The organism is Terrimonas ferruginea DSM 30193, assembly GCF_000425585.1.
Lineage (GTDB): Bacteria > Bacteroidota > Bacteroidia > Chitinophagales > Chitinophagaceae > Terrimonas > Terrimonas ferruginea.
In genome coordinates, this window is sequence record NZ_KE384400.1 from 1 (window position 1) to 24129 (window position 24129).

Annotated in this window: 23 protein-coding genes; 11 read left to right on the plus strand and 12 right to left on the minus strand. The window is 48.8% G+C overall.

Annotated features, from left to right (window positions below; translation table 11 throughout):
• From H608_RS24680 to H608_RS0116545, 3 genes are all read right to left on the minus strand, one after another.
• Positions 1-224 (minus strand): hypothetical protein (locus H608_RS24680; RefSeq protein ID WP_028787378.1); only part of this gene is annotated, 224 nt, incomplete at its 3' end.
• Between the two features lie 242 nt (positions 225-466).
• Positions 467-1054 (minus strand): porin family protein, encoded by a 588-nt coding sequence (locus tag H608_RS0116540; RefSeq protein ID WP_051268398.1) that lies wholly within the window; start codon positions 1052-1054, stop codon positions 467-469.
• 220 nt (positions 1055-1274) lie between these two features.
• Complete coding sequence (locus tag H608_RS0116545; protein ID WP_028788658.1) at positions 1275-2525, minus strand: metallophosphoesterase; 1251 nt, start codon at positions 2523-2525, stop codon at positions 1275-1277.
• A 275-nt stretch (positions 2526-2800) separates the two neighbouring features.
• On the opposite strand from H608_RS0116545, the gene H608_RS0116550 reads away from it, so the two are divergent.
• From H608_RS0116550 to H608_RS0116580, 7 genes are all read left to right on the plus strand, one after another.
• Positions 2801-3604: a ParA family protein gene (locus H608_RS0116550; RefSeq protein ID WP_028788659.1), complete on the plus strand. Its 804-nt coding sequence runs from the start codon at positions 2801-2803 to the stop codon at positions 3602-3604.
• A gap of 16 nt (positions 3605-3620) precedes the next feature.
• Positions 3621-4547 (plus strand): ParB/RepB/Spo0J family partition protein, encoded by a 927-nt coding sequence (locus H608_RS0116555; RefSeq protein ID WP_028788660.1) that lies wholly within the window; start codon positions 3621-3623, stop codon positions 4545-4547.
• Between the two features lie 11 nt (positions 4548-4558).
• Positions 4559-5209, plus strand: a complete 651-nt coding sequence (locus tag H608_RS0116560; RefSeq protein ID WP_038008863.1) for a DUF5683 domain-containing protein — start codon at positions 4559-4561, stop codon at positions 5207-5209.
• Positions 5210-5330: 121 nt separating this feature from the next.
• Complete coding sequence (gene dapB / locus H608_RS0116565) at positions 5331-6050, plus strand: 4-hydroxy-tetrahydrodipicolinate reductase (RefSeq protein ID WP_028788662.1); 720 nt, start codon at positions 5331-5333, stop codon at positions 6048-6050.
• Between the two features lie 43 nt (positions 6051-6093).
• Positions 6094-8043: an ATP-binding protein gene (locus tag H608_RS0116570; protein WP_081658925.1), complete on the plus strand. Its 1950-nt coding sequence runs from the start codon at positions 6094-6096 to the stop codon at positions 8041-8043.
• Positions 8043-9953 (plus strand): tetratricopeptide repeat-containing sensor histidine kinase, encoded by a 1911-nt coding sequence (locus tag H608_RS0116575; protein WP_028788664.1) that lies wholly within the window; start codon positions 8043-8045, stop codon positions 9951-9953. Before H608_RS0116570 ends, H608_RS0116575 begins: the two co-directional genes overlap by 1 nt.
• Positions 9954-10142: 189 nt before the next feature.
• Positions 10143-10784: a response regulator gene (locus H608_RS0116580; protein WP_051268400.1), complete on the plus strand. Its 642-nt coding sequence runs from the start codon at positions 10143-10145 to the stop codon at positions 10782-10784.
• Positions 10785-10795: 11 nt separating this feature from the next.
• On the opposite strand, the gene H608_RS0116585 is transcribed toward H608_RS0116580, so the two are convergent.
• The 5 genes from H608_RS0116585 to H608_RS0116605 all read right to left on the minus strand — a co-directional run bounded on the left by H608_RS0116585 (position 10796) and on the right by H608_RS0116605 (position 15221).
• Positions 10796-11869, minus strand: coding sequence for a TlpA disulfide reductase family protein (locus H608_RS0116585; RefSeq protein WP_038008950.1), 1074 nt, complete (start codon positions 11867-11869; stop codon positions 10796-10798).
• Positions 11870-12104: 235 nt separating this feature from the next.
• Positions 12105-12884, minus strand: coding sequence for a tryptophan synthase subunit alpha (gene trpA, locus H608_RS0116590; RefSeq protein WP_028788667.1), 780 nt, complete (start codon positions 12882-12884; stop codon positions 12105-12107).
• A gap of 5 nt (positions 12885-12889) precedes the next feature.
• Positions 12890-14107: a tryptophan synthase subunit beta gene (gene trpB / locus H608_RS22715; RefSeq protein ID WP_038008864.1), complete on the minus strand. Its 1218-nt coding sequence runs from the start codon at positions 14105-14107 to the stop codon at positions 12890-12892.
• 30 nt (positions 14108-14137) lie between these two features.
• Positions 14138-14938, minus strand: coding sequence for a queuosine precursor transporter (locus tag H608_RS0116600; RefSeq protein WP_028788668.1), 801 nt, complete (start codon positions 14936-14938; stop codon positions 14138-14140).
• The gene (locus H608_RS0116605; protein ID WP_028788669.1) at positions 14913-15221 is read right to left on the minus strand and encodes a hypothetical protein; all 309 of its coding nucleotides are present in this window, start codon (positions 15219-15221) and stop codon (positions 14913-14915) included. The genes H608_RS0116600 and H608_RS0116605 overlap by 26 nt, the downstream gene beginning before the upstream one ends.
• A 118-nt stretch (positions 15222-15339) precedes the next feature.
• Here H608_RS0116605 and H608_RS0116610 point away from each other — a divergent pair, with 118 nt between their 5' ends.
• A complete protein-coding gene (locus H608_RS0116610; protein ID WP_028788670.1) occupies positions 15340-17829 on the plus strand; it encodes a YfhO family protein in 2490 nt (829 codons plus the stop codon).
• A complete protein-coding gene (locus H608_RS0116615) occupies positions 17826-18947 on the plus strand; it encodes a glycosyltransferase family 4 protein (protein ID WP_028788671.1) in 1122 nt (373 codons plus the stop codon). The genes H608_RS0116610 and H608_RS0116615 overlap by 4 nt, the downstream gene beginning before the upstream one ends.
• Here the strand turns inward: H608_RS0116615 and H608_RS0116620 are convergent.
• A complete protein-coding gene (locus H608_RS0116620; RefSeq protein WP_028788672.1) occupies positions 18932-19936 on the minus strand; it encodes a glycosyltransferase family 2 protein in 1005 nt (334 codons plus the stop codon). The genes H608_RS0116615 and H608_RS0116620 overlap by 16 nt on opposite strands.
• Before the next feature lie 80 nt (positions 19937-20016).
• Here H608_RS0116620 and H608_RS22720 point away from each other — a divergent pair, with 80 nt between their 5' ends.
• Both H608_RS22720 and H608_RS0116630 read left to right on the plus strand, forming a co-directional pair.
• Complete coding sequence (locus tag H608_RS22720; protein ID WP_051268401.1) at positions 20017-20859, plus strand: glycosyltransferase family 2 protein; 843 nt, start codon at positions 20017-20019, stop codon at positions 20857-20859.
• A 3-nt stretch (positions 20860-20862) separates the two neighbouring features.
• Positions 20863-21594: a class I SAM-dependent methyltransferase gene (locus H608_RS0116630; protein WP_028788673.1), complete on the plus strand. Its 732-nt coding sequence runs from the start codon at positions 20863-20865 to the stop codon at positions 21592-21594.
• Between the two features lie 7 nt (positions 21595-21601).
• Here H608_RS0116630 and H608_RS0116635 read toward each other — a convergent pair whose 3' ends face one another.
• From H608_RS0116635 to H608_RS0116645, 3 genes are read right to left on the minus strand one after another with little or no spacing between them, the layout of a single operon-like run.
• Complete coding sequence (locus H608_RS0116635) at positions 21602-22444, minus strand: glycosyltransferase (protein ID WP_028788674.1); 843 nt, start codon at positions 22442-22444, stop codon at positions 21602-21604.
• Positions 22441-23274 (minus strand): FkbM family methyltransferase, encoded by an 834-nt coding sequence (locus H608_RS0116640; RefSeq protein WP_028788675.1) that lies wholly within the window; start codon positions 23272-23274, stop codon positions 22441-22443. Before H608_RS0116640 ends, H608_RS0116635 begins: the two co-directional genes overlap by 4 nt.
• Before the next feature lie 7 nt (positions 23275-23281).
• The gene (locus tag H608_RS0116645; protein ID WP_155990215.1) at positions 23282-24115 is read right to left on the minus strand and encodes a hypothetical protein; all 834 of its coding nucleotides are present in this window, start codon (positions 24113-24115) and stop codon (positions 23282-23284) included.
• Positions 24116-24129: the final 14 nt, after the last annotated feature.

The following is a 24129-nucleotide window of genomic DNA, read 5'->3' on the forward strand; positions in this document are numbered from 1 at the left end:
TCGCTGTCCAGGATCTTTTGGTAAAAGCTGTTGAGCTCACGCTGTATGGAACGGGAAAGGCCCTGCACTAACAGAACAATCAAATGAACAAAGGTCAGCTTGCGATCACGGACAAATCCATTCCGGCCGGATTCTGTACGGCAGTCGCTAACAAATTGTTCATTATGTAATTTTTGAGTTAATTCATTGAGATAGGTTACTCTAAAAACAGGTTCGCTATTCAATACCCCCCTGTAATCCTATCCTAAAAATAACAAACTTTTTCTCTACTTAACACCTGTCAAAGAACTTCAGCCTTAAGGAAACGACATTGATTCACCATTCACCATTGACTCCCGAGACTTCGGGATGACGGTTCACGATTGACGCCTTTTGAATTTTTACTTTTGACTTTTGAATTAAAAAAAATGCTGCCCCGCTTTTTCCGGAACAGCATTATCCTTTATCTGGCAAGAAAGAAGAGACTTTATAGCGCAAAACCCGCCGACACCTGGAACGCCTGGCTGCGCCATCTGTCCTGGTTGTCGATGTCGTTGATATTATTCAGCCCCACCACATAACGGCCTGTGATACGCAGCGCACTCAACTTCAGTTGCACGCCGCCAAGCAGGGCCAGGTCGCCTTTGGTGAAGGCATCGCCGCCATTTTCCAAAAAGTTTTTGTCCTTATTCATCAATATACTGAATTGCGGACCGGCCTGCAGGTGAATAGGCCCCAGCAGTTTGTAATCGAGCACCAGCGGAATGGAAAGGTAATTGATCTTTACTTTGGATTGATCAGAGTTGAACACCCCTTCGTAAATGTCTTTGTACTCGCTTGACACAGTACCGGTGTATTGATTGAACAATACTTCAGGGTTGATGCTGAACTTACGGCCGACACCTATTTCGGCAAAGCCACCCAGCAGGTATCCGTACTTGAATTCATCTTTGAATGATTTGCCTTCGATCTTGTTGATGTTGGCACCGGCACGAACGCCGATATGAAATTGTGCCATGGCAACTTGTGAACATAACACGGCTGCGAGCAGCGGTAAGAGGAGCTTCGTTTTCATTGTCTGTGTTTTTTTTGTTTGCGTTATCAATACGATACCACCCGTAAGGTTAGCTGATTAAACAACCTTCAACATTTTGCTAAAACAGCAACAGCCTGTTCTTTATTGCGGCCGTTTTGTGAAGAATTATCTAAAAAGCATTCCCGGGTTTGTCACAGGACAATCCAACTTTTGCTTTACCCCTATTTATGTTTGTTAAAAAATCGTTGCAGTGAAACGACTAAGAAAATTCAAGCAGTGTGATCTCTGGAAGAATCCCTACCCGTCCCGGATAACCGATAAATCCGTATCCGCGGTTCACATATAAATGTTGTTTACCCGCTTCATACGTGCCCGCCCATTGCTTGTATACATATTGAACGGGACTCCATTTGAAACCAGGCAACTCCACGCCAAATTGCATACCGTGCGTATGCCCGGAAAGGGTAAGATCGATGTCTTTATAAGAAGGCAGTACTTCGCTTTCCCAATGCGAAGGATCGTGACTCATCAGTATTTTAAATGGTATTGCTTCCGAGCCTGCGTAGGCTTTGGATAAATTTCCATAGGTCTGAAAACTCTTCCTGCCGCTGATATTTTGCACCCCGATCAAGGCAATTTTGTCTTCGCCGCGTTCAAATACCACGTGTTCATCCAACAGCAAACGCCAGCCAAGTTTTGCATGAATTGTTTTCAGTTCATCAAGGTTGGCTTTTTTGGCTTCCGCATTTTCCCACTGCGCATAGTCTCCGTAGTCATGGTTGCCCAAAACGGAATACACGCCCATCGGTGCATGGAGTTTGTCGAACACATCCATGTAATCTTTCATTTCCTCCGCAATATTATTTACCAGGTCGCCGGTGAAAAGGATGAGGTCAGGTTTTAATTCCAGTACTTTTTGTACACCGCGCATGACCGCTTCCTTGTCGGTAAAACTTCCCGAATGAATATCCGACAACTGCACCACGCGCAGGCCACGGAAAGCCTGGGGAAGATTGGCGAAATCGAGCGGCACTTTATGTATCCGGTATTTGTATTTGTTGCCAAAACCATAAATGAGTGTGGCAAAAAGCCCGGAGCCGGCGGCAATGCCAAGCCAGCTCATGAACACTGAACGTGAAATGCCGGTTCCCTCCTGCAACTCTTCACCTTCGGTATTGCGGAACAAAAGCTTGGCAGCGATCCATTGGATGCCGCGGCGGATATCATCGATCAGCAGGAACAGGGCCGCGATTACTTTGGCAAAAAACAGCCCGATGACGATAGCAAAAATGGTGGAGCGGAGAAAACGGCTTTGCTGGGAAAACTGGAAATAGGGCAACAGCAGCAAGACGATCAGCGCCGCCGCAGAAATGCTCCAGTAAGCGGAATAAATGATGAGCCGCGTGCGTTGCCCGGCCGGTTGGGCCAACAGCCGCACCGCCTGGAAAATATAAATGTCCAGCAGGATCATCAGGCCTATCAATATCCACCAGAAAGGAGTGTTGCGCATGGGTCGCTCTTTTAGTTGCTGCCGCAAAAAACAACGATATGCGGCAGATTGTTGGCTTACAGACCGCTAAAAATGATAAAAGATTGCCGCCGGTAAGCCGGAAAGGGACAAAAATAGGCGTATCAGTCAAGGAATTATCCTTTTTTCCCGGTTTCCGGTGGTCCGGTTCACGAAAGCTTGGTCCGGCCCTTTTTTAAGCCCCGGAATCCCATTACATTTGCATTTCATCAATTTCCCATTTTCTGTCTTTAACATCCGCAGGCGGGCAATAGCTTATGGCAAGAATCATCGGCGTAGCAAATCAAAAAGGAGGCGTAGGCAAAACCACTACCGCTATCAATCTGGCGGCTAGTTTTGCCGTACTGGAATACCGGACCCTGCTGGTGGACGGTGACCCTCAGGCCAACAGTACTACCGGCGTAGGCTTCGACCTGCACAACATTACCCAGAGCCTGTACGATTGCATGATCAATCAGGCTACCGCGCGTGATGTGATCCTTAAAACAGAAATTCCCAACCTCGATCTGATCCCTTCGCATATCGACCTGGTAGGTGCCGAGATCGAAATGATCAACTACCCCAACCGGGAAATGGTGCTGAAAAATCTGCTGGAAGCCGTCCGGGAAGATTACGATTTCATCGTGATCGACTGCTCTCCTTCCCTGGGTCTCATTACCGTTAATGCCCTGACTGCTTCGGATTCAGTAGCCGTGCCCGTGCAGTGCGAATTCTTCGCCCTGGAAGGCCTGGGAAAACTGCTCAACACGATCAAGATCGTGCAAAGCCGCCTCAATCCCGCCCTCGTGATCGAAGGTATCCTGATGACGATGTACGATGGCCGCCTCCGCCTCTGCAACCAGGTGGTGAGCGAAGTAAGAAGACATTTCGACGAACTCGTTTTTGATACCATCATCCACCGTAACTCCCGCCTCAGCGAAGCACCCAGCGTGGGTAAACCGGTTATCCTTTACGACGCCAACAGCAAAGGCTCCGTGAACTACCTCAACCTGGCAAAGGAAATATTGCAAAAGAATAACCTGACCAAAATGTCGCAGGAGGAGCGTATCCTGGAACTGTAGACCTTCCCGTTAACACATGACCAAGCCCAAACAAAATAAAGACATGCTCGGCAAAGGGATCCGTTCCCTGTTGCAAGGCATCGATTCAGATCTGAAAACCGGTTCCGGTAACAATGCTGCTTTGAAACCCGCCGCCGTGGAAGCAGCCACCGCTACTTCCCGCGTGCCGGTAGGCGATATCGAAACCAACCCCAAACAGCCCCGTCACGATTTCGACGAACAGGCGCTGAAAGAACTTTCCGAATCGATCAGGCTGCATGACATCATTCAGCCGATCACCGTTTCAAAACTTCCCACGGGCAAATACCGCCTCATCTCTGGTGAACGCCGCTGGCGCGCCTCGCAGATGGCGGGACTGAAAGACGTGCCTGTTTACATCCGCCAGGCCAATGACGTGCAACTGCTCGAACTCGCATTGCTGGAAAACCTGCAGCGGGAAAACCTCAACGCGGTGGAAGTAGCACTCAGCTACAAACGGATGATGGATGAACTCGGTTACACGCAAGAACAAGTGGCAGAACGCATGGGCAAAGACCGCAGCACCGTAGCCAACTTTATCCGCCTGCTGAAACTGCCGCCGGACATTCAACTCGCCGTGCGCCGCAACGAACTGAGCATGGGCCATGCACGCGCGATTATCAACGTAGACACCGTAGACAGACAGCTTTATATCTTCCGCCAGATCCGCGACAACGGATTGTCTGTACGCCAGACGGAAACGCTGGTAAGAAATCTTTACAAAGAGAACGGCACTGTTAAAAAAACGGCAAAAACACAGCTCCCTGCTGCGTATCAGCGGATTCAGGATAAATTAGCATCTCAATTTGAAACAAGAGTGAAAGTGAAACATGCCCGCAACGGAAGCGGACAGATCACCTTCGATTATTATTCGCTGGAAGAGTTCAACAAGTTGCTGAAACACCTGAACATTTCTGCGGACTGATCACCGTCATCATGCGTCTTCGCAGCTTACATCATATTATTTTACTGTGCCTGCTTTTTGCTGTCACTCCGCTTGCGTTGAAGGCGCAAACGCGTGCCGACTCGGCGCGGGCCATGCGTGACTCCACCACACCAGAAGGAGTATTCTCCGGCAAACCTGCAGACGTTGTAGACTCAACCGGTAAAGTGGTAAAGAAAGGACGTATTCCCCGTGTGGCTGCTATCCGCTCTGCTGTACTTCCCGGTCTGGGACAATTGTACAATGGTAAAGTATGGAAAGTGCCTATTGTGTATGCCGCACTCGGCGTTACCGGCGGCATATTTGTTTACAACCTCAGGTGGTATAACCGTACACGTTTCGCTTACAAAATATTACAGGAAGAAGGAACAGGCGCTTATGAAAAAGTAGCTCCCAAGCTACAGGCGCTTGTGCAGAATAACCGCGGTGAAACCCTGCGTTATTACCGCGACTCCTATCGCCGCGATATCGACTACTCCGCCGTATTCTTTCTCATCGCCTGGGGATTGAACGTGGTAGACGCCTCTGTCGACGCGCACCTCAGCACCTTTGACGTATCTCCCGACCTGAGCCTCCGCATCAAACCCGGTTACAGTCAGATGGCAGGTACTACGGGGTTGAGCCTGGTGTTGAACATCCGGTGATAATTAGACAATTTGAAAATTTGATGATTTGATAATTGAATTCAATAAGCGAAGCCATTTTCAAATTATCAAATTTTCAAATCGTCTAATTGTTATTTTTACGCAGTAAAAATAACGCTCAATGAACATCGCACTGATCGGATATGGAAAAATGGGCAAAGCTATTGAAGCCATCGCCCTGGAACGAGGACACCAGATCGTTTTGAAAATAGATGAAACCAATGTTGCCGATCTGAATGCGGAAAAACTCGCCGCCGCCGACGTGGCCATCGAATTTACCGGGCCGCACAGCGCCTTCGGTAACCTGATCAAAACAATTGACGCTAACACACCCGTTATCTGCGGATCTACCGGCTGGACCGAACGCCTCGGCGAAGTGGAAACCAAAGTGAAAGAACACAACGGAAGCTTTCTTTACGCCAGCAATTTCAGTGTAGGTGTCAATCTTTTCTTTGAACTCAACCGCAAACTGGCCTCGCTGATGGCTACTCACCCCGAGTATAGCGTGAGCCTGGAAGAAATTCATCATACGCAGAAAAAAGATGCGCCCAGCGGCACGGCCATTACCCTGGCGGAACAGTTGATCGAAAACCTGGGCGGCAGCAAACAGCAATGGGTCAATGAACCTTCTGATAAACCGGAAGACCTTTTCATCAAAAGTCTCCGCGAAGACCCGGCACCCGGCACACACACAGTACGCTATCAATCCCCTGTCGACGATATTGAAATCATCCATACAGCGCACAACCGTACGGGTTTCGCTACAGGCGCCGTGCTGGCCGCTGAATTCATAAAGGATAAAAAAGGTATCTTTAGCATGAAGGACGTGCTGGGGATCTGAGTAAGGTTTCTCCGGCAGGCCCGGAAACCAAACAGCCATCACCTTGATACCAAAATTGACCTGTGCGCTGCTCTGCAGCCTGCCATTACTCCTGATTGCCCAAAACGCCCGTCCTGTCCTCGACAGCCTCGAAAAAGTGGCTGCCGGTCAGACCGATTCCACGCTCGTTAAAACCTACAACGAACTTACCTGGCAATACCGTAACGTCAACCGCGACAAAGCCATCAATTATGGCCGCAAAGCCCTGACGCTCGCACGTGAGGTCAACTACCAGGCCGGCGTGGCACAGGCGTACAACGATCTCGGTATTCTTTATTTCGACAATGAACAGTACGACAGCGCATTGTTGTTATACAAACAATCCGCCACCATCCGCGAACGCCTCAACGACCGCGCGGGCATGGCCGGACTCTACAATAAGATCGGCATCCTCTACCAGAAACAGGGCATCCTCGACGAAGCACTCGACGCGCAACTAAAGGCACTGAGTCTTTACGAAGCATTAGGCAACAACAAAGGCATTTCTTATTCCCTCACCAATATTGGTATCCTTCAGCAAAACCTTGGCCGCTATGCAGAAGCGATCAGTTACCAGGAACGTGCCGTTGCCCTCAAAGAAAAAACAGGCGATCAATACGGACTAGCCGGCTCATTTGTAAACCTCGCCAACGTTTATGTAATAAAAAAAGAATACACGCGTGCGGAAAGCTATTACCAGAAAGCGCTGGACATCTGTCGCAAACTGGACGACAAAGAATATTTGTCCAGCACACTGAACAACCTCGGCAATCTTTATCTCACCATGAACGAAGGCGGTAAAGCCATTCCGCTGATCAATGAATCGCTGCAGCTTCGCCGTGAAATGAAAGACACCAAGGGCATTGTCAGTTGTCTCAACAACCTTGGCGACATTTACACCACCCAGGGGCAATATGATACGGCTTATGTATTGTTACAGGAAGCGTTGCGCCTTGCACGCCCCGCCGTCAACTGCCGCCCGGAGTTACAAAAAGTATATCTCTCCCTTTCCTCCTGGTACGAGAAAAAAGGCGATCCGGTGAAAGCACTGGAGATGTATAAATACCACGCCGCTTACAAAGACTCTTTATTCTCCGATGACCTCGGCGACCGCTTTGCCGAACTAGAAACAAGATTCCGCATGCTGGAAAAAGAAAAGACTATTCAGCAACAGCACTTCGATTTGCAACAAAAAGAATTTTCGATCACCCGCCGCAACTATTGGATTGCCGGCATTTCGGGTTTGCTGTTGCTGGGCGGACTATTGGCTTATTCAGGATACCGCCGTTACCGGCTTAAGCAAAAAGCCGCCATGCAACAGGCATTGCTGCAACAGCAGGACATTGCCACGCGCGCCGTGATGGAAGCGGAAGAAGAAGAACGTAAACGTATTGCCCGCGACCTGCATGATGGCGTAGGGCAAATGATGAGTGCGGCTAAAATGAATCTCTCCGCATTTGAAGCGGCCATCCCGGAATCGCGTGCCGAACAAAAGCAATCCCTCAACCGCATCATAGGGCTGGTAGACGAAAGCTGCCGCGAGATCCGGCATGTATCACACAACATGATGCCACATGCCCTGCTAAAAAACAACCTCGCCGAAGCCGTGCGCGATTTCGTGGAAAAGATCGACAAAAACAGGTTACAGGTACATCTCTACACCGAAGGATTGGAAGAACGGATAGATGCCAATGTGGAAACCGTTTTTTACCGTGTGCTACAGGAGTGCGTTAACAACGTGATCAAACACGCCGGAGCCACCACGCTTGACATTTCCCTGATCCGCGATAAAGATGGCATCAGCGCCACGATCGAAGACAATGGAAAAGGTTTTGATACCAGCCGCCGCGGCGTATTCGATGGCATCGGTCTGAAGAACATCGTCACACGCGTGGAATACCTGCGCGGCACCGTGGATTTCGACTCCGCACCGGGCCGCGGAACGCTCATTGCCATTCATGTACCTATTGGATAATGACTACCCGTCATCATATCATCCTTTTTTTCATCACCGCCTTTTTTTTCCTGCAAAAAGCAAATGGCCAGTCGCGCACGGCCTATACCGATTCATTGATCCTGCAGAGCCAGCAGGTAAGAAAAACTGATGCCGATGCGGCATTGGAATTGGCAAGAAAGGCACTCGCCGAAGCAGACCGTATCGGTTACAAAAACGGACAGGTACTGGCATTGCAGGCTATCGGCGCGGCCTACAATGTCAATGGCAGCTTTGAACTATCCCGGAAATACTACACACAGGCGTTGGAAGTGATCGGCGATCAAAAAAAAGACACCCTTCGCTCCCGTTCCTTAATGGGCATTTCCACCAGTCTCTGGCACCAGGGAAAATATGCCGAAGCACTGGAATACGGATTCCAGGCACTACGGTTGGCCGAACAACAGGAATACAATGTATTTAATATCGCTTCCGCCAAACTCGGCATCGCCATGGTATACCAGACGCAGGAAAAATTACCGCTTGCCGAGAAATACGTACAGGAAGCATTAGTACTGCTGAAAGAAGACAATGCCCCTGCACTTTTATTGAACGGATTGCACACGCTCGCCAACATCTACGGCATGCAGGGAAAAATCAAAGAGGCATTTGCACTGGACACGGCAGGCATCGGTATTGCCACACGAACCAACAATGACTTTGCCAAATCACTATTCTATGATAACATGGCGAACTGCTACCTGTTTGGTTCTCCACCCGACTATACAAAAGCCAGCGAATACTTCCGCAAAACCCTGGCGATCGATTCGCTTTTCGGGAACCGGAAACAGATGAGCGACAGTTATAAAAACCTGGGAATGGTACTGGTGGCGCAAAAACAACATGCTGCTGCGCTTCCTTATTTCTTCCGTTCTGCAGAACTGGCGCAGGCCGCAGGATTCCGCCAGGGCGCGCAGGAGACCTATAAACAATTGGCCTCGACTTACCAATTATTGGGAAAAGATAAAGAAGCGCTCGGTATGCTGGAACACAGCATGCGCTTAAAAGACAGCCTGATCAATACCGCCAGTGAGAACAGGATTGCAGAACTGCAGGCGTATTATGAAACGGAAAAACAGAAACAGACCATTGCCCTGCAACAGACAGCAATCAGCCGGAAAAATTATCTCATCATTGCCACCTCCCTTGCGCTGTTATTACTTTTGGTGACGGGTTACTCAGTTTACCGTCTTTACCGCCGGCGTCAGAAAGCCGCACTGCAACGGACCTTACTCGAGCAACAGGAATTAGCCATGAAAGCCGTAATGGAAGCCGAAGAAAAAGAGCGGCAACGGATTGCCCGCGACCTGCACGATGGCATCGGACAAATGATGAGTGCCGCCAAAATGAATCTTTCCGCGCTGGAATCGCAACTCAATATTCCCGAGGCTTCACAACAGGCCTCACTGACAACAGTAATGAACCTGGTTGACGACAGTTGCCGCGAACTGCGGCATGTGTCGCACAATATGATGCCGCATGTGCTGATCAAAAACAACCTGGCACTTGCACTTGGCGATTTCACCGGCAAACTGGATAAGAAAGATCTCACGATCAACCTTTATACTGAGGGACTCGAACAACGCCTGGATCCTGCCACCGAAACGGTTTTCTACCGCGTAGTGCAGGAATGTGTGAACAATGTATTGAAACATGCCCATGCCACCAGGCTGGACCTTTCCGTAATCCGCGACCAGGAATCGCTGAGTGCCACCATTGAGGATAACGGACGCGGTTTTGATCCGGGCGATCCCAAAACGGCCGGAGGCATCGGCTTGTCCAACATCCGCAGCCGTATTGCCTACCTGAAAGGAACCGTAGACATCGACAGCAGCCCGGGAAGAGGAACATTGATCGCAATACACATACCTTTAACAAATCAGCAACAGTAATTTTTTTCACCAATGCATCCAGAGAGAGTATTAAGTGATAAGTAGTAAGTTGTAAGTAGACAGCCGGTTTTATGCCAAATGCAAAAGTTAAAAATAGAAGAGAAAACAAATAGCCCTGTCTCACATTCACTTATTCACTCATTGACTTATTGACCTATTCATTCATTGCCCATTGACCACAACACACGCATGAAACAGACCAAAATCACCCTGGCTTTAGTAGACGATCACCAGATCGTGATAGACGGATTGATGTCTTTGCTGAAAGGACATGACCGCTTTCGTTTTGCCTTCGCTACTACGCGTCCCGCAGAAGTGCTGGACCAGCTTTCTTCACAACCCGTGGACATTTTGCTGACCGACGTGATGATGCCCGGATTGCCCGGCAACGAACTGGCACGCCAGGTGAGACAAAAATTTCCGGACACACGCATCCTTGCTTTGTCGATGAGCGGCGAAGGAGATGTGGTCAATGAAATGATCAACGATGCCGATATATCCGGTTATGTACTGAAGAATATCGGCAAACAGGAACTGATCGATGCACTGGAGAAAATTGCCGGCGGCGGTATTTATTTCAGCGATGAAGTGATCGAAGAACTCAAACGCACCAGCGAACGCCGTAAGCAGGAGAAGCAGGTTCACCTGACCGAAAGAGAAATAGAAATTATCCGCCTGATAGAAAAAGAATACAACAACCGCCAGATAGCGGAAGCCTTATTCATCAGCGAACGCACAGTAGAAACACACCGGAAAAATATTTTCCGGAAAACGGATACCAACAGTGTGATCGGGCTGATCAAATATGCTTATGAGCACAAACTGATCTGATACAAATAAGATCAATTACATCCCAGCAGCTCACATAATTTCTTGTTGAGGTCTTCGCCACGCAGGTCTTTGGCCACAATCTTTCCATCAGGGCCGATGAGCAGGTTCTGCGGAATGCTTTGCACCTTGTACATCTTCGCTACTGCATTATCCCATTGTTTAAGATCGCTTACATGTGTCCAGGTAAGATTGTCGGCATGAATAGCATCGACCCAGGATTTCTTCTGGCGATCGAGTGATACGCCCAATACGGTGAAATTTTTGTCGCGGAAACGATTATAGGCCTGCACCACATTGGGATTTTCGAGGCGGCACGGGCGGCACCAACTGGCCCAGAAATCAATCAACACATATTTGCCACGAAAGGAAGAAAGGGTAACAGGATTATCAAGTGTATCGTTTTGTGTAAAATCACGCGCAATGCTGCCGATGGCAGTCGTTTTGCCTTCTTCAATGGTTTGTTTCAGATACGAACCATACATATTATTCATCGCCATCGGCTGCAGGCGATTAACCCTTTGCTCGAGTTGATTGATATCGGGATTGAGGTTGATGGTGGCCAGCAGAATAAAGGCACTCACCGGAGAACCGGGACGTTTTTGTATAAACGCATCGATCTCTTGTTGAATAGCCCCGGTAAGCTGGTTAGCAGATAGCTGCAAACTATCGCTGCGTTCACCGGCCTGCATGCGCATTCCGATTTTATTCAATTGCTCGAAATAAGGAACAAAAGTCGTTTCAAACGCTTTAAATCCGTCCTGCACCGCTGAACCGATAATGCTCCAGGATGCGGGTTTTGTATAATCACCTTTGATGGCTATGGTGCTGTTGTCAAAAAATACATTGGATTTTTTGTCGCTACCCACGCTCAGGATGAGCAATTTGGGCTCAGCTAACTCTCCCTTCAGTACAAACGCGCCTTTCAATGATTTTGCCTTTGCAACGGTATCGTTGGGATTGTTGATATCGGCCAGCCAGATGGGTGTATTGTCTGGCAGGTTGGTCATTTTACCACTAACCGTCATTTTTTTCTGGGCAAATGCTGCGAAGGGCAGCAACAGAAGAAGTGTGAACAGGCTTTTCATATTCATTCAAAAGTCAAAATTAAAAATTCAAAAGTCATTCGCTGAGTCTCAGGAGTGAATGGTCAATCGTGAATCTTTGCGACTTACTTCTTTGCAGCTTCACTTGAGAAAGTCGCTGATTTCACGCAAAGGCACATAAGGAGCAAAGACGCAAAATATAACCTTATACCTTATACCCTACACCTTACACCTTACACCTTATACCTTACGCCTTTTACCTTGTGTGCAAAGATAACTATTTTCCTCCCCCTGCCACCGAGCGGACAAATGCGCGTGTTGTTTCAAGTGAATCTTTCTCTTTTTCAAACGATTGTATAAATGCGGTGCCGATAATCGCGCCGTTGGCGTACGTACAGGCTTTTTCAAATCCCGCTTTGTCGCGGATCCCAAACCCGATCAGTACCGGGTTCTTCAACCGCATTTCTTTCAACTGGCGGAAATAATCTGCCCGTTCATCCAGTGTTGCTTTCTGCCCCGTAGTGGAGGACGACGATACGGCATACAGAAAACCACTGCTCAATTCATCCAGCTTGCGGATACGCTCCGGCGAGGTTTCAGGCGTTACCATAAATACGAAATCCAGGCCGTGACGGTTGAGGATCGCGCTGTATTCTTTTTCAAATTCATAAACCGGCAGGTCGGGAAGAATGAGTCCGTCTACGCCTACGCGCGCAGCTTCTGCACAGAATTTTTCAAATCCGTATTGCAAAACGGGATTCATGTATCCCATTAATACAACGGGTACGGATACGCGGCTGCGGAAATTTTCCAATATTGAAAAAAGCTTCGCGATGGTCATACCGTTTGCGATGGCAACGGATCCGGCTTCCTGGATCACGGGGCCATCAGCCAGCGGATCGCTGTAAGGCATGCCGAGTTCTATCATGTCGGCGCCCGATTGCTCCAGCGCTTCCAGTATATCGACGGTCGTTTCCGGATGCGGGTAACCTGCAGTGCTGTAGATGCTGAGAATATTTGCCGGTTTGCGTTGAAACAGTTCACTGATCCTGCTCATGTTATTCATTTGGGCGACTGTTGCGCCATGTGATCCATATAAGTTTGCATGTCTTTGTCTCCTCTCCCGCTCAGGCATATTACCACGCGGTCAGATGGCTGCCATGTCAATTGTTTCAGCGCCGCCAGTGCATGAGCACTTTCCAATGCGGGAATGATGCCTTCGAGCCTGGCCAGTTCAAACGCTGCTTCCAGCGCTTCTGCGTCTGTTGCACTCAGTGCTGTTGCGCGTCCCGTATCGAAAAGATGAGCGTGCAGCGGGCCGATACCGGGATAATCCAGGCCAGCGGAAATGCTGTGCGGTTCTACTACCTGTCCGTCTTCCGTTTGCATCAGCAGACTCATACTGCCATGTAAAATTCCGGGACGGCCAAGTACGGAAGTAGCGGCTGTTTTGCCTGAATCGATGCCACATCCTGCGGCTTCCACTGCGTATAATTTTACTGCTGCCTCTTCGAGGAAATGATAAAATGCTCCGGCGGCATTGCTTCCGCCACCAACGCAGGCTATCACATGTGTAGGCAATTCGTTTCCTGTTTTTTCCAGTAATTGTTCTCTCACCTCGCGGCTGATCACACTCTGAAAACGCGCCACCATATCAGGATAAGGATGCGGACCTACGACGCTGCCGATGATATAGTGCGTATCAACGGGATTGTTGATCCAGTCGCGGATGGCTTCGTTGGTAGCATCTTTGAGCGTTTTGCTGCCCGATGTGGCAGGGATCACCGTGGCACCGAGCATTTTCATGCGTGCCACATTGGGCGCCTGTCGCTCGATGTCCTTTTCTCCCATATACACAATACACTTCAATCCTTTCAATGCACACACGGTAGCGGTAGCCACGCCATGCTGTCCGGCACCTGTTTCCGCTATGATTCTTTTTTTGCCCAGACGTTCAGCCAGCAATATCTGGCCAATGGTATTGTTGATCTTGTGCGCACCGGTATGACACAAATCTTCTCTTTTGAGGTAGATGGTAGTGCCAAAAGCTTCACTTAACCGTTGCGCATGATAAAGCGGTGTGGGACGGCCTGCGTAGTCATGCAGCAGGAGATCCAGTTCGTCCTGGAATTTTTTATCGTTGAGTACTTCGGTATAGGCTGCCTGTAATTCGGCCACATTGCGGTGCAGCATTTCGGGAATGAAAGCACCTCCGTATCGTCCGTAATAGCCCTGTTGATCGGGAAAAGTATAACGGGCCTGTTCTGCATTTTTTTTCATGTCTGAAATAGTTTTCTTGCTGCACAAATCTTACGCTTCTTTTCGCATGGCCGCGCGGCGCATTTGCGACGCCGTTTCGGGTCCCAGGTATTTTTCGATCCGGTGATGAATGAGGTAAATGACGGGCGTAAGCAATACTGCCACGCAAAATTTATAAATATAATTCCCGATACAAATACTCATGACCAGCCCCAGCGACCAGGGTTGTCCCTGTCCTGCAGATACCCTCGGGCCTATGTAAAAAGCGATAAAGAGCACCACAAAGCTATCTACAAACTGCGAAACAACCGTGGAACCGGTCGCCCGCAGCCAGATATTTTTTTCTCCGGTAAACTCCTTGATCCGGTGAAACACGAATACATCGAGTAATTGTCCTACCAGGAAGGCCACCAGTGAGCCGATGATGATCCAGGAACCCTGCCCGAAAATGGCATGGTAGGCTTTGTCGGCATCGGGTACATTCTGCGCCGCATAATTCCCTACCCAGAAATCGGCCGGTGTCAGGTGGATGGCGCCCTGGAACATCACAAACGCATAAGCGATCAATGCCACCGTGAGCAGCGACAGGAAACGCACGCCTTTCATCCCGTAGTATTCATTGATGATATCGGTCATGATGAATACCACCGGCCACAGCAGCACGCCCGCAGTGAGGTTAAAGGAAAAGTTGTGCCCGAGAATGGAAAGGTCCAGCGGCTGGAAGCCGAATGTTTTTTCCAGGGAAAACAGCTTTACGCCCGCCACTTCGGCAATCAGCGCATTTGCAATAAAAAAACCACCCAAAATGAGAAAGAGCCGCGTGGGTTTATGCTTGATTATAGTATGGATCATTGATATAAAATATGTATACGAAGAGTAAGATCAGGAAAAGAAGGTTGGCAATGACCAGCCAGCGGGGAATAATATCCGTCAGTTTGCGGCGGATCAGCAGCGTACCGGCATAACAGACGATCGTTATGGGCACGATTATCAGCCCCAATACGTAACCGATCATGATGATGGTAGACGTGATCACTTCGTCACCCGACCAGTTGCGGATGAGCAAGGACAGTGAAAAAACAAAGAAAACCCCGCAGATAAACGCTACCCGGGATAAAAATAATAGCCAGCGCATGGGCATTTTTGGTGTAAAATAGCATTATTTTGTCAGCCTGAAAATGAAGACGAGGGATACCTTTGTCACTATGCCGCTGAGGCGTGGTTGCCGGGTCCCCGGTTCAAAAAAACAGCTCATGAAACAACCTCTTGTTAAGAAAGCTCTCCCTCACATCCTTGCGGTCCTTATTTTTTTGCTGGCGGCAGTCATTTTCTGCAAACCGGTTCTTGAAGGTAAAGTGCTCAACCAGCACGATATCGTTGGCTGGAAAGGCATGGCGCAGGATGCACTTCAGTATAAAGAAAAAAACGGGCACTTCCCGCTGTGGAACCCTACCCTGTTCAGCGGTATGCCCAATTACCAGGTAGCCATGGAAGGCAAATCGGTGTTACCTGATTTCAATACCATCTTTTCGCTCGGGTTACCCAAACCCATGAACTATTTCTTCCTGGCGGCCGTATGCTTTTACGTATTGTGTGTGGTATTGGGCGCCAATCCCTGGATCGGTGTGGCCGGTTCGCTGGCTTATGCCTTTTCCACTTACAATCCGATTATCATCGGTGCGGGTCATGAAACGAAAATGCTGGCCATTGCCTATATGCCATTCCTGCTCGCCGGCCTGCTGCTGATTTATCACAGAAAATATTGGCTTGGCCTGGCGCTCACCACCCTGGGAACGATGCTCGAGTTATCATCGAACCATCCGCAGATCAGCTATTATTTCTTCCTGGCAGCGGCGGCGGTCACCGTCGGTTACCTGGTGGTATGGATCAAAAACCGCGATTGGAAACATATCGGTATCGCTTTTTCCATTACAGCCATCGCTGCGGTGGCAGGCGTCAGTATCTGCACCCTGTCCATTCTTACTTCGTCTGAATATGCCAAAGCAACCATGCGCGGTGGTAAAAGTGTAGAGATCAAAGGTGATACGGTAACCGCCGTTAAAACGGCCGGCCTCGATCCGGATTATGCCTTCCGCTACAGCATGAAACCCGCAGAACCGCTGGTAATGCTGATGCCCGGCGCATTTGGCGAAAGCTCCGGTAAACCGGTCGGTGCCGGTTCCAACGTTGCAAAAAAACTCATCTCAGCCGGAGTACCTGAAGGACCTGCCGAGCAGGTATCCGAACAACTGCCCGCTTATTGGGGCGGTATGTCCGGTCCCGGCGAAAGCACTTCCGGCCCGCCCTATGTAGGTGCAATCATTTTCCTGCTGGCCCTTATCGGTTTTGTGGTAGTTAAACATCCGCTGCGCTGGGGACTGCTGGCCGCGTCGATCATTGCCGTTGTACTCGCCTGGGGGCAATTTTTCTATGGCTTTAACCATTTCCTGCTCGAAAACCTGCCGCTGTACAACAAATTCCGTGCTCCGTCGATGGCGCTCGTGATCACTGAACTTACGCTGCCGCTGATGGCCGTGCTTGCCTTGCAGCAACTGTTCTTCACCACCACGCCTGAAGAACTCCGAAAAAAACTCAAACCGATCCTGTATACACTCGGTGGGCTCACGGCACTGCTGGCCATCCTCTACCTGATGATGGACTACAGCGCGCCGATCGACCAGCAACTGCTGGAAAATAAATGGGACAATTCAGGTACCGATGTGGTGGGACGTGCCGTTGTCTCGGGCCTCAAAGCCGATCGCAGCAGCATGTTCGGCGGACAGGTACTGCGCACAATTGGCTTCATGATCCTGGTGTTGGGTGCCTGCTGGTTGTATATGAAAAAAATACTCAAGCCTGTATTTATTGTTGCAACGCTTGGTGTGGCAACCATGATCGACCTGTTTGTGATCGATGGCAGATACCTCAACGACGAGATCAGTTATGTACCAGCGGACGAATTGCAAAGCGCCAACTTCACGCCTACTGCTATCGACAATCAAATACTCCAGGACAAAGATCCTAACTTCCGCGTGTACAACATGCGCGGCGACCGCTGGTTTGAAGCGCAGACATCTTATTTCCATAAATCGATCGGGGGATATCACCCCGCCAAACTGCGTCTGTACCAGGATATCATCGAGCGTTACCTTTCGCAAAGCACGAATCCGGAGATACTGAACATGCTGAATGCGAAATATGTGATTGCCCAGAATCCGCAAAACGGACAGCAAATGCTGATGCCTAATCCGCAGGCCTATGGACATGCCTGGCTGGTGAAGAATGTGAAAACGGTAAAAGACGAAGTGGAGGCCTTGCAGGCCATTGGCAGCACACAACTGAAAGACACGGCTATCGTTATTGCTGATCAGGCTGCAGCCATTCCGCAACCATCATGGGATTCTCTCTCGTCTATCCGTTTGACCAAATACGACAACGATGAAATTGAATACGCAGTGGAGGCCAACGGCCCTCAGTTTGCGGTATTCAGCGAAATCTATTACCCATATGGCTGGAATGCCTATATCGATGGACAGAAAACGGCTGTTGTCCGTACCGATTACCTGCTCAGAGGCGTACCGCTTCCTGCAGGCAAACACACGGTAAAACTGGTATTCGAACCTGAATCTTATAAGAAAGGAGTTAAGATTTCTTATATCGGTTCGTGGCTTATCCTGTTGCTCGTAATTGGTGGGGTATTCCTCCATTTCTGGCAGCAACGCAAACAAAAAACTACAGCTTGATACGGGTAGCATCCCTGGTATCTTATAAAATTTTGCCGGCTAAAACCGGAGGCCAACGCGCAATTACGTTGTTGCTTAGCTATCTGTCGCAACGTGTATCGCTTACCTGTTATGGTACTGACGACAACGAAACAGCACCCGCGCCGCCGTTCACCTTTATCCCGTTTTTCGGCAGCAGCCGTCTGCGCTATATCAATCCGCTTAATTTCTTCCGCATGCGGAAAGAGATACGGCGCACGAAAGCCACTCATATTTTACTCGAACATCCTTATTGGGGATGGCTGGGCATCCTCTTGCAACTATCTACCGGAGCACAGCTTGTGGTACGGTCCCACAACATCGAGTCGCTCCGTTTCCGGAGCATGGGACGTTGGTGGTGGCAGATATTAAAATGGTACGAACGGTTCACTCACCGCAGGGCAAGACTCAACTTCTTCATCACCGAAGAAGACCGGCATTATGCCTTACAACATTTCGGACTCAATCCCGCAAAATGTGTGGTGATCACCTATGGCACCGGGCAAACAGTTCCACCCTCACTGGCTGCGCGCCGGGCAGCAAAAGCTATGATCTGTGCCCGGCATCAACTGAATGCTTCAGCCCCTTTGTTTTTTTATAACGGCACCCTCGATTATCTCCCTAACCGCATTGGGCTGGATATGATCATTGATAAAATAAGTCCGGCGCTTACCGCAAAAGGTTTGGCACACACGGTGCTGGTGTCAGGAAGTAAACTCCCTTCGTCCTACCAGGAAAAAATGCAGCAGGGAAATGTCCGCTACACGGGATTTGTACCGGATATCGAATCCTATTTCCTCGCAGCAGATGTTTTCCTGAACCCGGTGATGGGTGGTGGTGGCATTAAAACAAAATTGGTCGAGGCATTGGCAGCCGGCACTACATCCGTATCGTTCACCAACGGAGCCTTTGGTATTCCGGTTAACATTTGCGGAGAAAAACTGCGGGTTGTCGAAGACGGAAATATTAATGCATTTATTGATGCCGCAGAAGAATCAACGCGGCAGGAAGAACAACTGATGCCGCAACAATTTTATGATCATTTCAGTTGGGAAGCTATTGCAAAAAAAGCAACGGAAAGCCTTCAGAGTACCTTGTAGAAAAAGGGCTTGTTGCTTACGATGCGGGGCATCAGCCTCCACAAACGAAACATATTTCCCGTAAAGCCAGCGGCATCGGAAAAATGCAGGAAAGGATTGCGCAGGCGCAAAAGGTTGTGCAGAAATCCCAGTGGCCAGTACAGCAAAGCAGCGCCACTATAACATATCAGCAAAAATAAAAACCAGCCCGCACCAAACTCTTTCCGCACCCGCAACATGTTTGACACCATCATCTGCAACCCTTTGCGGTTCGACAAATGATAATACCCCTTCTGGGTGTCACCGAATGCCTGACCTGAAGATTGTCCTTCGAGGTGCATCACGCGATATTGACCGAAGAGACAAAGCTTGCCGGTTTTCCGAAGCCTGCTGCACCATTCAGTTTCCTCTGCGTATAGAAAAAAATCTTCGTCGAGTAACCCAGCCTTCGAGATGGCTGCCTTTTTTACCATCAGAAAAGCGCCGTTGATCCAGTCTACTTCTACCACTCCTGTCGCCTCGGGCACATGCGGCTTGGCTACTTTTATACGACCAGCGATCCATTTCAACAGATTACCTACATAAGGCAATGGCAGCAACAGGTTCAATCCGCCTTTCATCGCATAACTTCCCGATATCTGCGGCTGGCCGTTTGCAAAAATCAATTGCACGCCACAGGCAGCATAATTGCTGGCAGAAAAATCAATGTAACATTTCTTAACGGCTTCTTCCAATACCAGGGTATCGGGGTTGAGCAGGAGTACCGCCTCGCCGTTTGCCATGCGGATGCCGGCATTGTTTGCCCTGGCAAAACCGGCATTATAGCCCATATTGATCCAGCGTACTTCGGGAAACGGCAAGGTGATCATTTCCCTGTCCTTATCATTTTCATCGTTGTTCACTACAATGACCTCGAAACTTATACCGCTGGTCTGCGCGTATATGGTCCGCAAACAATCCAGTAAAAGTCCGGAGGACCGGTAATTGACGATAATGATGGAAAGATTCATTGATTGGCGAAGGAAGAGAAGCTCCCATATTTGGGAATAAAACAATTACTTTGCAATAATACCGCAAAAATCATTAGCGCATGCAATTTTCGACGGAGCCGCTTGTGTCGATCATCATCCCCTGTTACAATCACGGAGCTTATATCCGCGATGCATTGCAAAGTATTCTTGATTGCGAAGACAAGCACCTCTGCGAAGTGATCATCATAGACGACGGCAGCACAGATCAGCCAACCATTACCGAACTGGAAAAATTAAAAGCGGAAGGCTGGACCGTGATCTCACAGATCAACCAGGGACTCAGTGCTGCACGTAACACGGGCATCGCGCACGCCAAAGCGCCCTTCATACTCCCACTTGATTCCGATAACAAAATAAGAAATGCCTATCTCCGTGCTGCCGCTATTATGCAGCAGGATAACAAGATCGATGTGATCTATGGAGATGCCTGGTATTTTGGTTTGAAAGATGGCCGCTGGACCAACCTGCCGTGGAGCCTGCAACGCATCATGCTCAGCAACCACATTGATGCCTGCGCGCTTATCCGTGCAAGTACCTTACGCGAAGCAGGCGGATACGATACCAGGCTGCGGTTGGGATACGAAGACTGGGATCTCTGGCTCCGTTTATCTTTCCGCGGATGTGGTTTTTATTACCTGCCTGAGATCTGTTTTGATTACCGCGTGGTAAAGGGATCGATGGTACGCAGGCTTACCGGTAAAAAGGAACGTTCCAACTCGGTACTCGAGCAGATGTACGAGTTGCATAAACCTTACATGGATCCCGCGGCAATAGAAGATTTTATTTTGAAACAATACCGGAAAAACCCGGTAAGCTACAGCTTCAAACTTTTTCTCAAGGCTTACCTTCCGGGAGTTTATGGCTATCTGTATAAAAAGAACCTGGTACGCAAATACTTTTAATGAATGAGTAAGAGTGAAGCCCGCACAGCGCAGTTAAAAAGACTGGATAAATATACTACCAATCTCAACGATCCTTATTACCTGCATTATAAGTTCCTGTTTGCAGATATACAACAGGCTGTAACAACTTATGCCAATGGCAAGGTATTGGACATCGGTTGCGGCAACAAGCCTTACCGGGATATGTTCCAGGGTCGCAGCGAATCCTATACCGGCTGCGATATTGTACAGTCTTCTGCCAATGAAGTGGATATTATCTGTCCCTGTACAGATATACCCGTAGAAGACAACAGCATGGATACGGTTTTCAGTACGCAGGTAATGGAACACGTAGCGGAACACGGCAAGCTGTTGTCAGAAGCATTCCGCATACTCAAACCCGGTGGCCATATCATTCTTACTGCCCCTATGTATTGGGAACATCACGAAGTGCCGTACGACTTTTTCCGCTTCACACGTTACGGCATGGAGCACCTGTTTCGCACAGCAGGTTTCGAGATCGTTGAAATAAAAGCCAATGGAGGAAAATGGGCGCTTACAGGGCAGGCATTACTGAACAATCTCCGTTCGACTTTGTACAGGCCGAACAAATCTTTCAGACGCCGGTTCTTTAAGGGAGTATTTGTGCTGTTTCGTGTTAAATGGCTGATCAACCTGTTCTTCGGCTTCCTCGAAAAAACGGACAAGGACGAACAAACCACGCTCAACTTTCTGGTTGTGGCTCGCAAACCCTGATGGTTGTTCAGTCGAGAAACCTCCTTGCTAAAAGATTATAGGTCGTGTCTTCGCTTTTTATTTTCTCCGGCGTCAGATGTTGCAGGTATTGATCCCATGAGTGCGATTCCCAAAGGTGATGTACATACGCTTTGCTGAAATACCGTTTCTTTTTGAACAGGTAGGTCATGCCCAACCGGTTGTATACGGGATAATGAAATGCATAAGGACCCGCGATCGTCAGTAAGCCGGGATTTTCATCTGCCAGTCGTTGCGGCAGAAATACCGAATGTTCTCCCCAATATTGGTCACGGCCTTTGGAACGGAAACTATGATAACTGTCGAGCCAGCGGTTAACGAATTCGCTGTCCGGTTCGCTCAGCATAACGGCATTACAAAGCCCTTCCACTTTTGCGCCGGTAAAAGCTTCTGCATTCATCCGGCGGAGACCGGTGAGGATACGCAGCAGATGATGATCATAAAAAACGTACTTGGGTTTGAATTGCTGACCGATCACAAAAGAAGCATTCAGAAAGGGAGACAGAGGCCGTACGCAAATCGTGTCGAGATCAAGATAAATGCCGCCATGCTTTTGCAGCATCTGCAACCGCACCACATCACTCTGATGGGCCACATGGTAAAGACGATTGCCGAAAATGGATTGCGGCGCTTCGATCTGGTTAAGCGTGAGAAAAGGTTTGATCTTGTTCCACCACTCGCCTTTCGGCTCGTATTGGTAATGAAAAAAAACAGTCTTGGGCTGGTTGACATCAATGGCGGAACGGATGGCGAGATAATGCACCAATGAAAAAGGTTTGCCGCCAAAGTCCGGCGACATGCCGAATATAAAATGAAAAATTCCTGGGATCATGCTACCGGTTCAAATAAATAATCGATTTCCAATACTCTCGTAATGCGGTATCCGAGTTCCGTCATTAACGGAATAATCTCTTCGTTGAGCATTTTCTTTTCCATGCATTCGATCTGAATGACGGGCCTGAAACGTGTGATCACCTGCCTGGCGCCTTTGATCACTTTGGGTTCAAATCCCTGTACATCCATTTTGATAAAATCAAGTCGCTCCAGTTGGGGCAACAGCAGCGCATCCAGCGTCACTACTTCAAAACTTCCGCTGCTGTCTTCTTTCAAAAACAAACCGCCATAGTTCACCTGTTTCTTCTTTCCGGAAATAACAATATCATCCTGGAAGTCGGCGCTTGCCCGGGAAGGCTGGTCACCCAAAGCATATTTATACGGCACGATCACGTCCTGTGCATTGTTCAAGGTTACATTTTCCTGTAACAAAGCATATATTTTTTCCTGCGGCTCAAAAGAATAAACCCTGGATGCTCCGCATATCCGCGCATAGTATACGGCGTGATTGCCGATATTGGAACCGGCATCGATCACTACACCACCGGCAGGAATCTTATCGCGCAAAGCTTCCAGATCGTGAATATCGAAAAAAGTATTGCGGCTGAGTATCGTGAAAGAAATGAAATCACGCGGGTCGGGCACTTTTATTAAGATGTCTTTCCCTTCATACTTAAACCGGACGATCTGGCTTTGGTGATCAAAACCGGGATTTTTCAACGCCTGCTTTACTTTTTGTTCAAACTTGGATTCCTCAATGCGGTCTTCGAGCGCTTTTTTCAGCGGACGAAGGCTGCGGGCAAGTGAGGTGACTATTTTTTGCAACATAAATTTTCTATAAAATGATTTTCCGCGGATGGCCTTCTTTACGGTACAGGAAATAACGTGCCGGCTCGTAGTGCGCCTTCAGGTTACCCGGCTCCATAAAATGATCGTTGAGGCAATCGTTGCGCACGAAGAAAGCATTTACACCGGCAAGGCTGCACCCTACAAGACTATAGTCTTTCGATGTTGCCAGCCTGTTGAGTGCCGCCAATGAAGCGCCGAAATAGCTGCTGCCGTCCCATGTCTGGTCGGCGGCATAAGGCACTACAAAATCCACGCTCGGCGGAAAGATGGCATTGTATTCCATACAAACAACACGTGGGCGGAATGCTTCGATCGCCTGCCATACATAATAATCATTGCGGTCGATATCTATGGAAAGCAGATCTGGCTCGGCCGGCACACCTGCCTCTGTAAAGAGCGATTGAATATTTTCGGCAGTAATGAAGCGGTTGAGCAAGGTGAGCGCACCATTTTTCAACACATCGCTGAAACTGTGGCGGATAGTAGCGGCGCTTTGCTCATTTCCTTCAATCCACAAACCTTTCCAACCTTTGAATAGCAATAACGAGGAGTTACACTCGATCCCTGTTTCCACGCCAAACTCCACGAAATAGCGGTTGGTGTCACCTATGCGGTTAAAAATTTCCTCCAGAATTCCGTCTTCACCATATTGGGAAAATGCCTGGTATTCAAAACGGGTGAGTTTGCGGGGATCAGTGTATTTCGGATCCTCACGCAACTGACGTGCAATATAATCTTCTATCAGAACAGATCTTACCACCGTGTCACTGCTGGAAAATTCCCTGTTCAGTATTTTTTCAATTTTTTGCTTGATGGCCATTCCGGCTTTTTTAG

What these genes read in the sequence shown, in the direction of transcription:
- H608_RS0116550 (WP_028788659.1), top strand. Translation starts at nt 2,801, where the DNA reads ATGGCAAGAATCATCGGCGTAGCAAATCAAAAAGGAGGCGTAGGCAAA.
- H608_RS0116630 (WP_028788673.1), top strand. Translation starts at nt 20,863, where the DNA reads ATGAGTAAGAGTGAAGCCCGCACAGCGCAGTTAAAAAGACTGGATAAA.
- trpB (WP_038008864.1), bottom strand. Translation starts at nt 14,107, where the DNA reads ATGAAAAAAAATGCAGAACAGGCCCGTTATACTTTTCCCGATCAACAG.
- H608_RS0116545 (WP_028788658.1), bottom strand. Translation starts at nt 2,525, where the DNA reads ATGCGCAACACTCCTTTCTGGTGGATATTGATAGGCCTGATGATCCTG.
- H608_RS0116635 (WP_028788674.1), bottom strand. Translation starts at nt 22,444, where the DNA reads ATGATCCCAGGAATTTTTCATTTTATATTCGGCATGTCGCCGGACTTT.
- H608_RS0116540 (WP_051268398.1), bottom strand. Translation starts at nt 1,054, where the DNA reads ATGAAAACGAAGCTCCTCTTACCGCTGCTCGCAGCCGTGTTATGTTCA.
- H608_RS0116610 (WP_028788670.1), top strand. Translation starts at nt 15,340, where the DNA reads ATGAAACAACCTCTTGTTAAGAAAGCTCTCCCTCACATCCTTGCGGTC.
- H608_RS0116575 (WP_028788664.1), top strand. Translation starts at nt 8,043, where the DNA reads ATGACTACCCGTCATCATATCATCCTTTTTTTCATCACCGCCTTTTTT.
- H608_RS0116600 (WP_028788668.1), bottom strand. Translation starts at nt 14,938, where the DNA reads ATGATCCATACTATAATCAAGCATAAACCCACGCGGCTCTTTCTCATT.
- H608_RS0116580 (WP_051268400.1), top strand. Translation starts at nt 10,143, where the DNA reads ATGAAACAGACCAAAATCACCCTGGCTTTAGTAGACGATCACCAGATC.
- H608_RS0116640 (WP_028788675.1), bottom strand. Translation starts at nt 23,274, where the DNA reads ATGTTGCAAAAAATAGTCACCTCACTTGCCCGCAGCCTTCGTCCGCTG.
- H608_RS0116605 (WP_028788669.1), bottom strand. Translation starts at nt 15,221, where the DNA reads ATGCGCTGGCTATTATTTTTATCCCGGGTAGCGTTTATCTGCGGGGTT.
- H608_RS0116585 (WP_038008950.1), bottom strand. Translation starts at nt 11,869, where the DNA reads ATGAAAAGCCTGTTCACACTTCTTCTGTTGCTGCCCTTCGCAGCATTT.
- trpA (WP_028788667.1), bottom strand. Translation starts at nt 12,884, where the DNA reads ATGAGCAGGATCAGTGAACTGTTTCAACGCAAACCGGCAAATATTCTC.
- H608_RS22720 (WP_051268401.1), top strand. Translation starts at nt 20,017, where the DNA reads ATGCAATTTTCGACGGAGCCGCTTGTGTCGATCATCATCCCCTGTTAC.
- H608_RS0116620 (WP_028788672.1), bottom strand. Translation starts at nt 19,936, where the DNA reads ATGAATCTTTCCATCATTATCGTCAATTACCGGTCCTCCGGACTTTTA.
- dapB (WP_028788662.1), top strand. Translation starts at nt 5,331, where the DNA reads ATGAACATCGCACTGATCGGATATGGAAAAATGGGCAAAGCTATTGAA.
- H608_RS0116555 (WP_028788660.1), top strand. Translation starts at nt 3,621, where the DNA reads ATGACCAAGCCCAAACAAAATAAAGACATGCTCGGCAAAGGGATCCGT.
- H608_RS0116645 (WP_155990215.1), bottom strand. Translation starts at nt 24,115, where the DNA reads ATGGCCATCAAGCAAAAAATTGAAAAAATACTGAACAGGGAATTTTCC.
- H608_RS0116560 (WP_038008863.1), top strand. Translation starts at nt 4,559, where the DNA reads ATGCGTCTTCGCAGCTTACATCATATTATTTTACTGTGCCTGCTTTTT.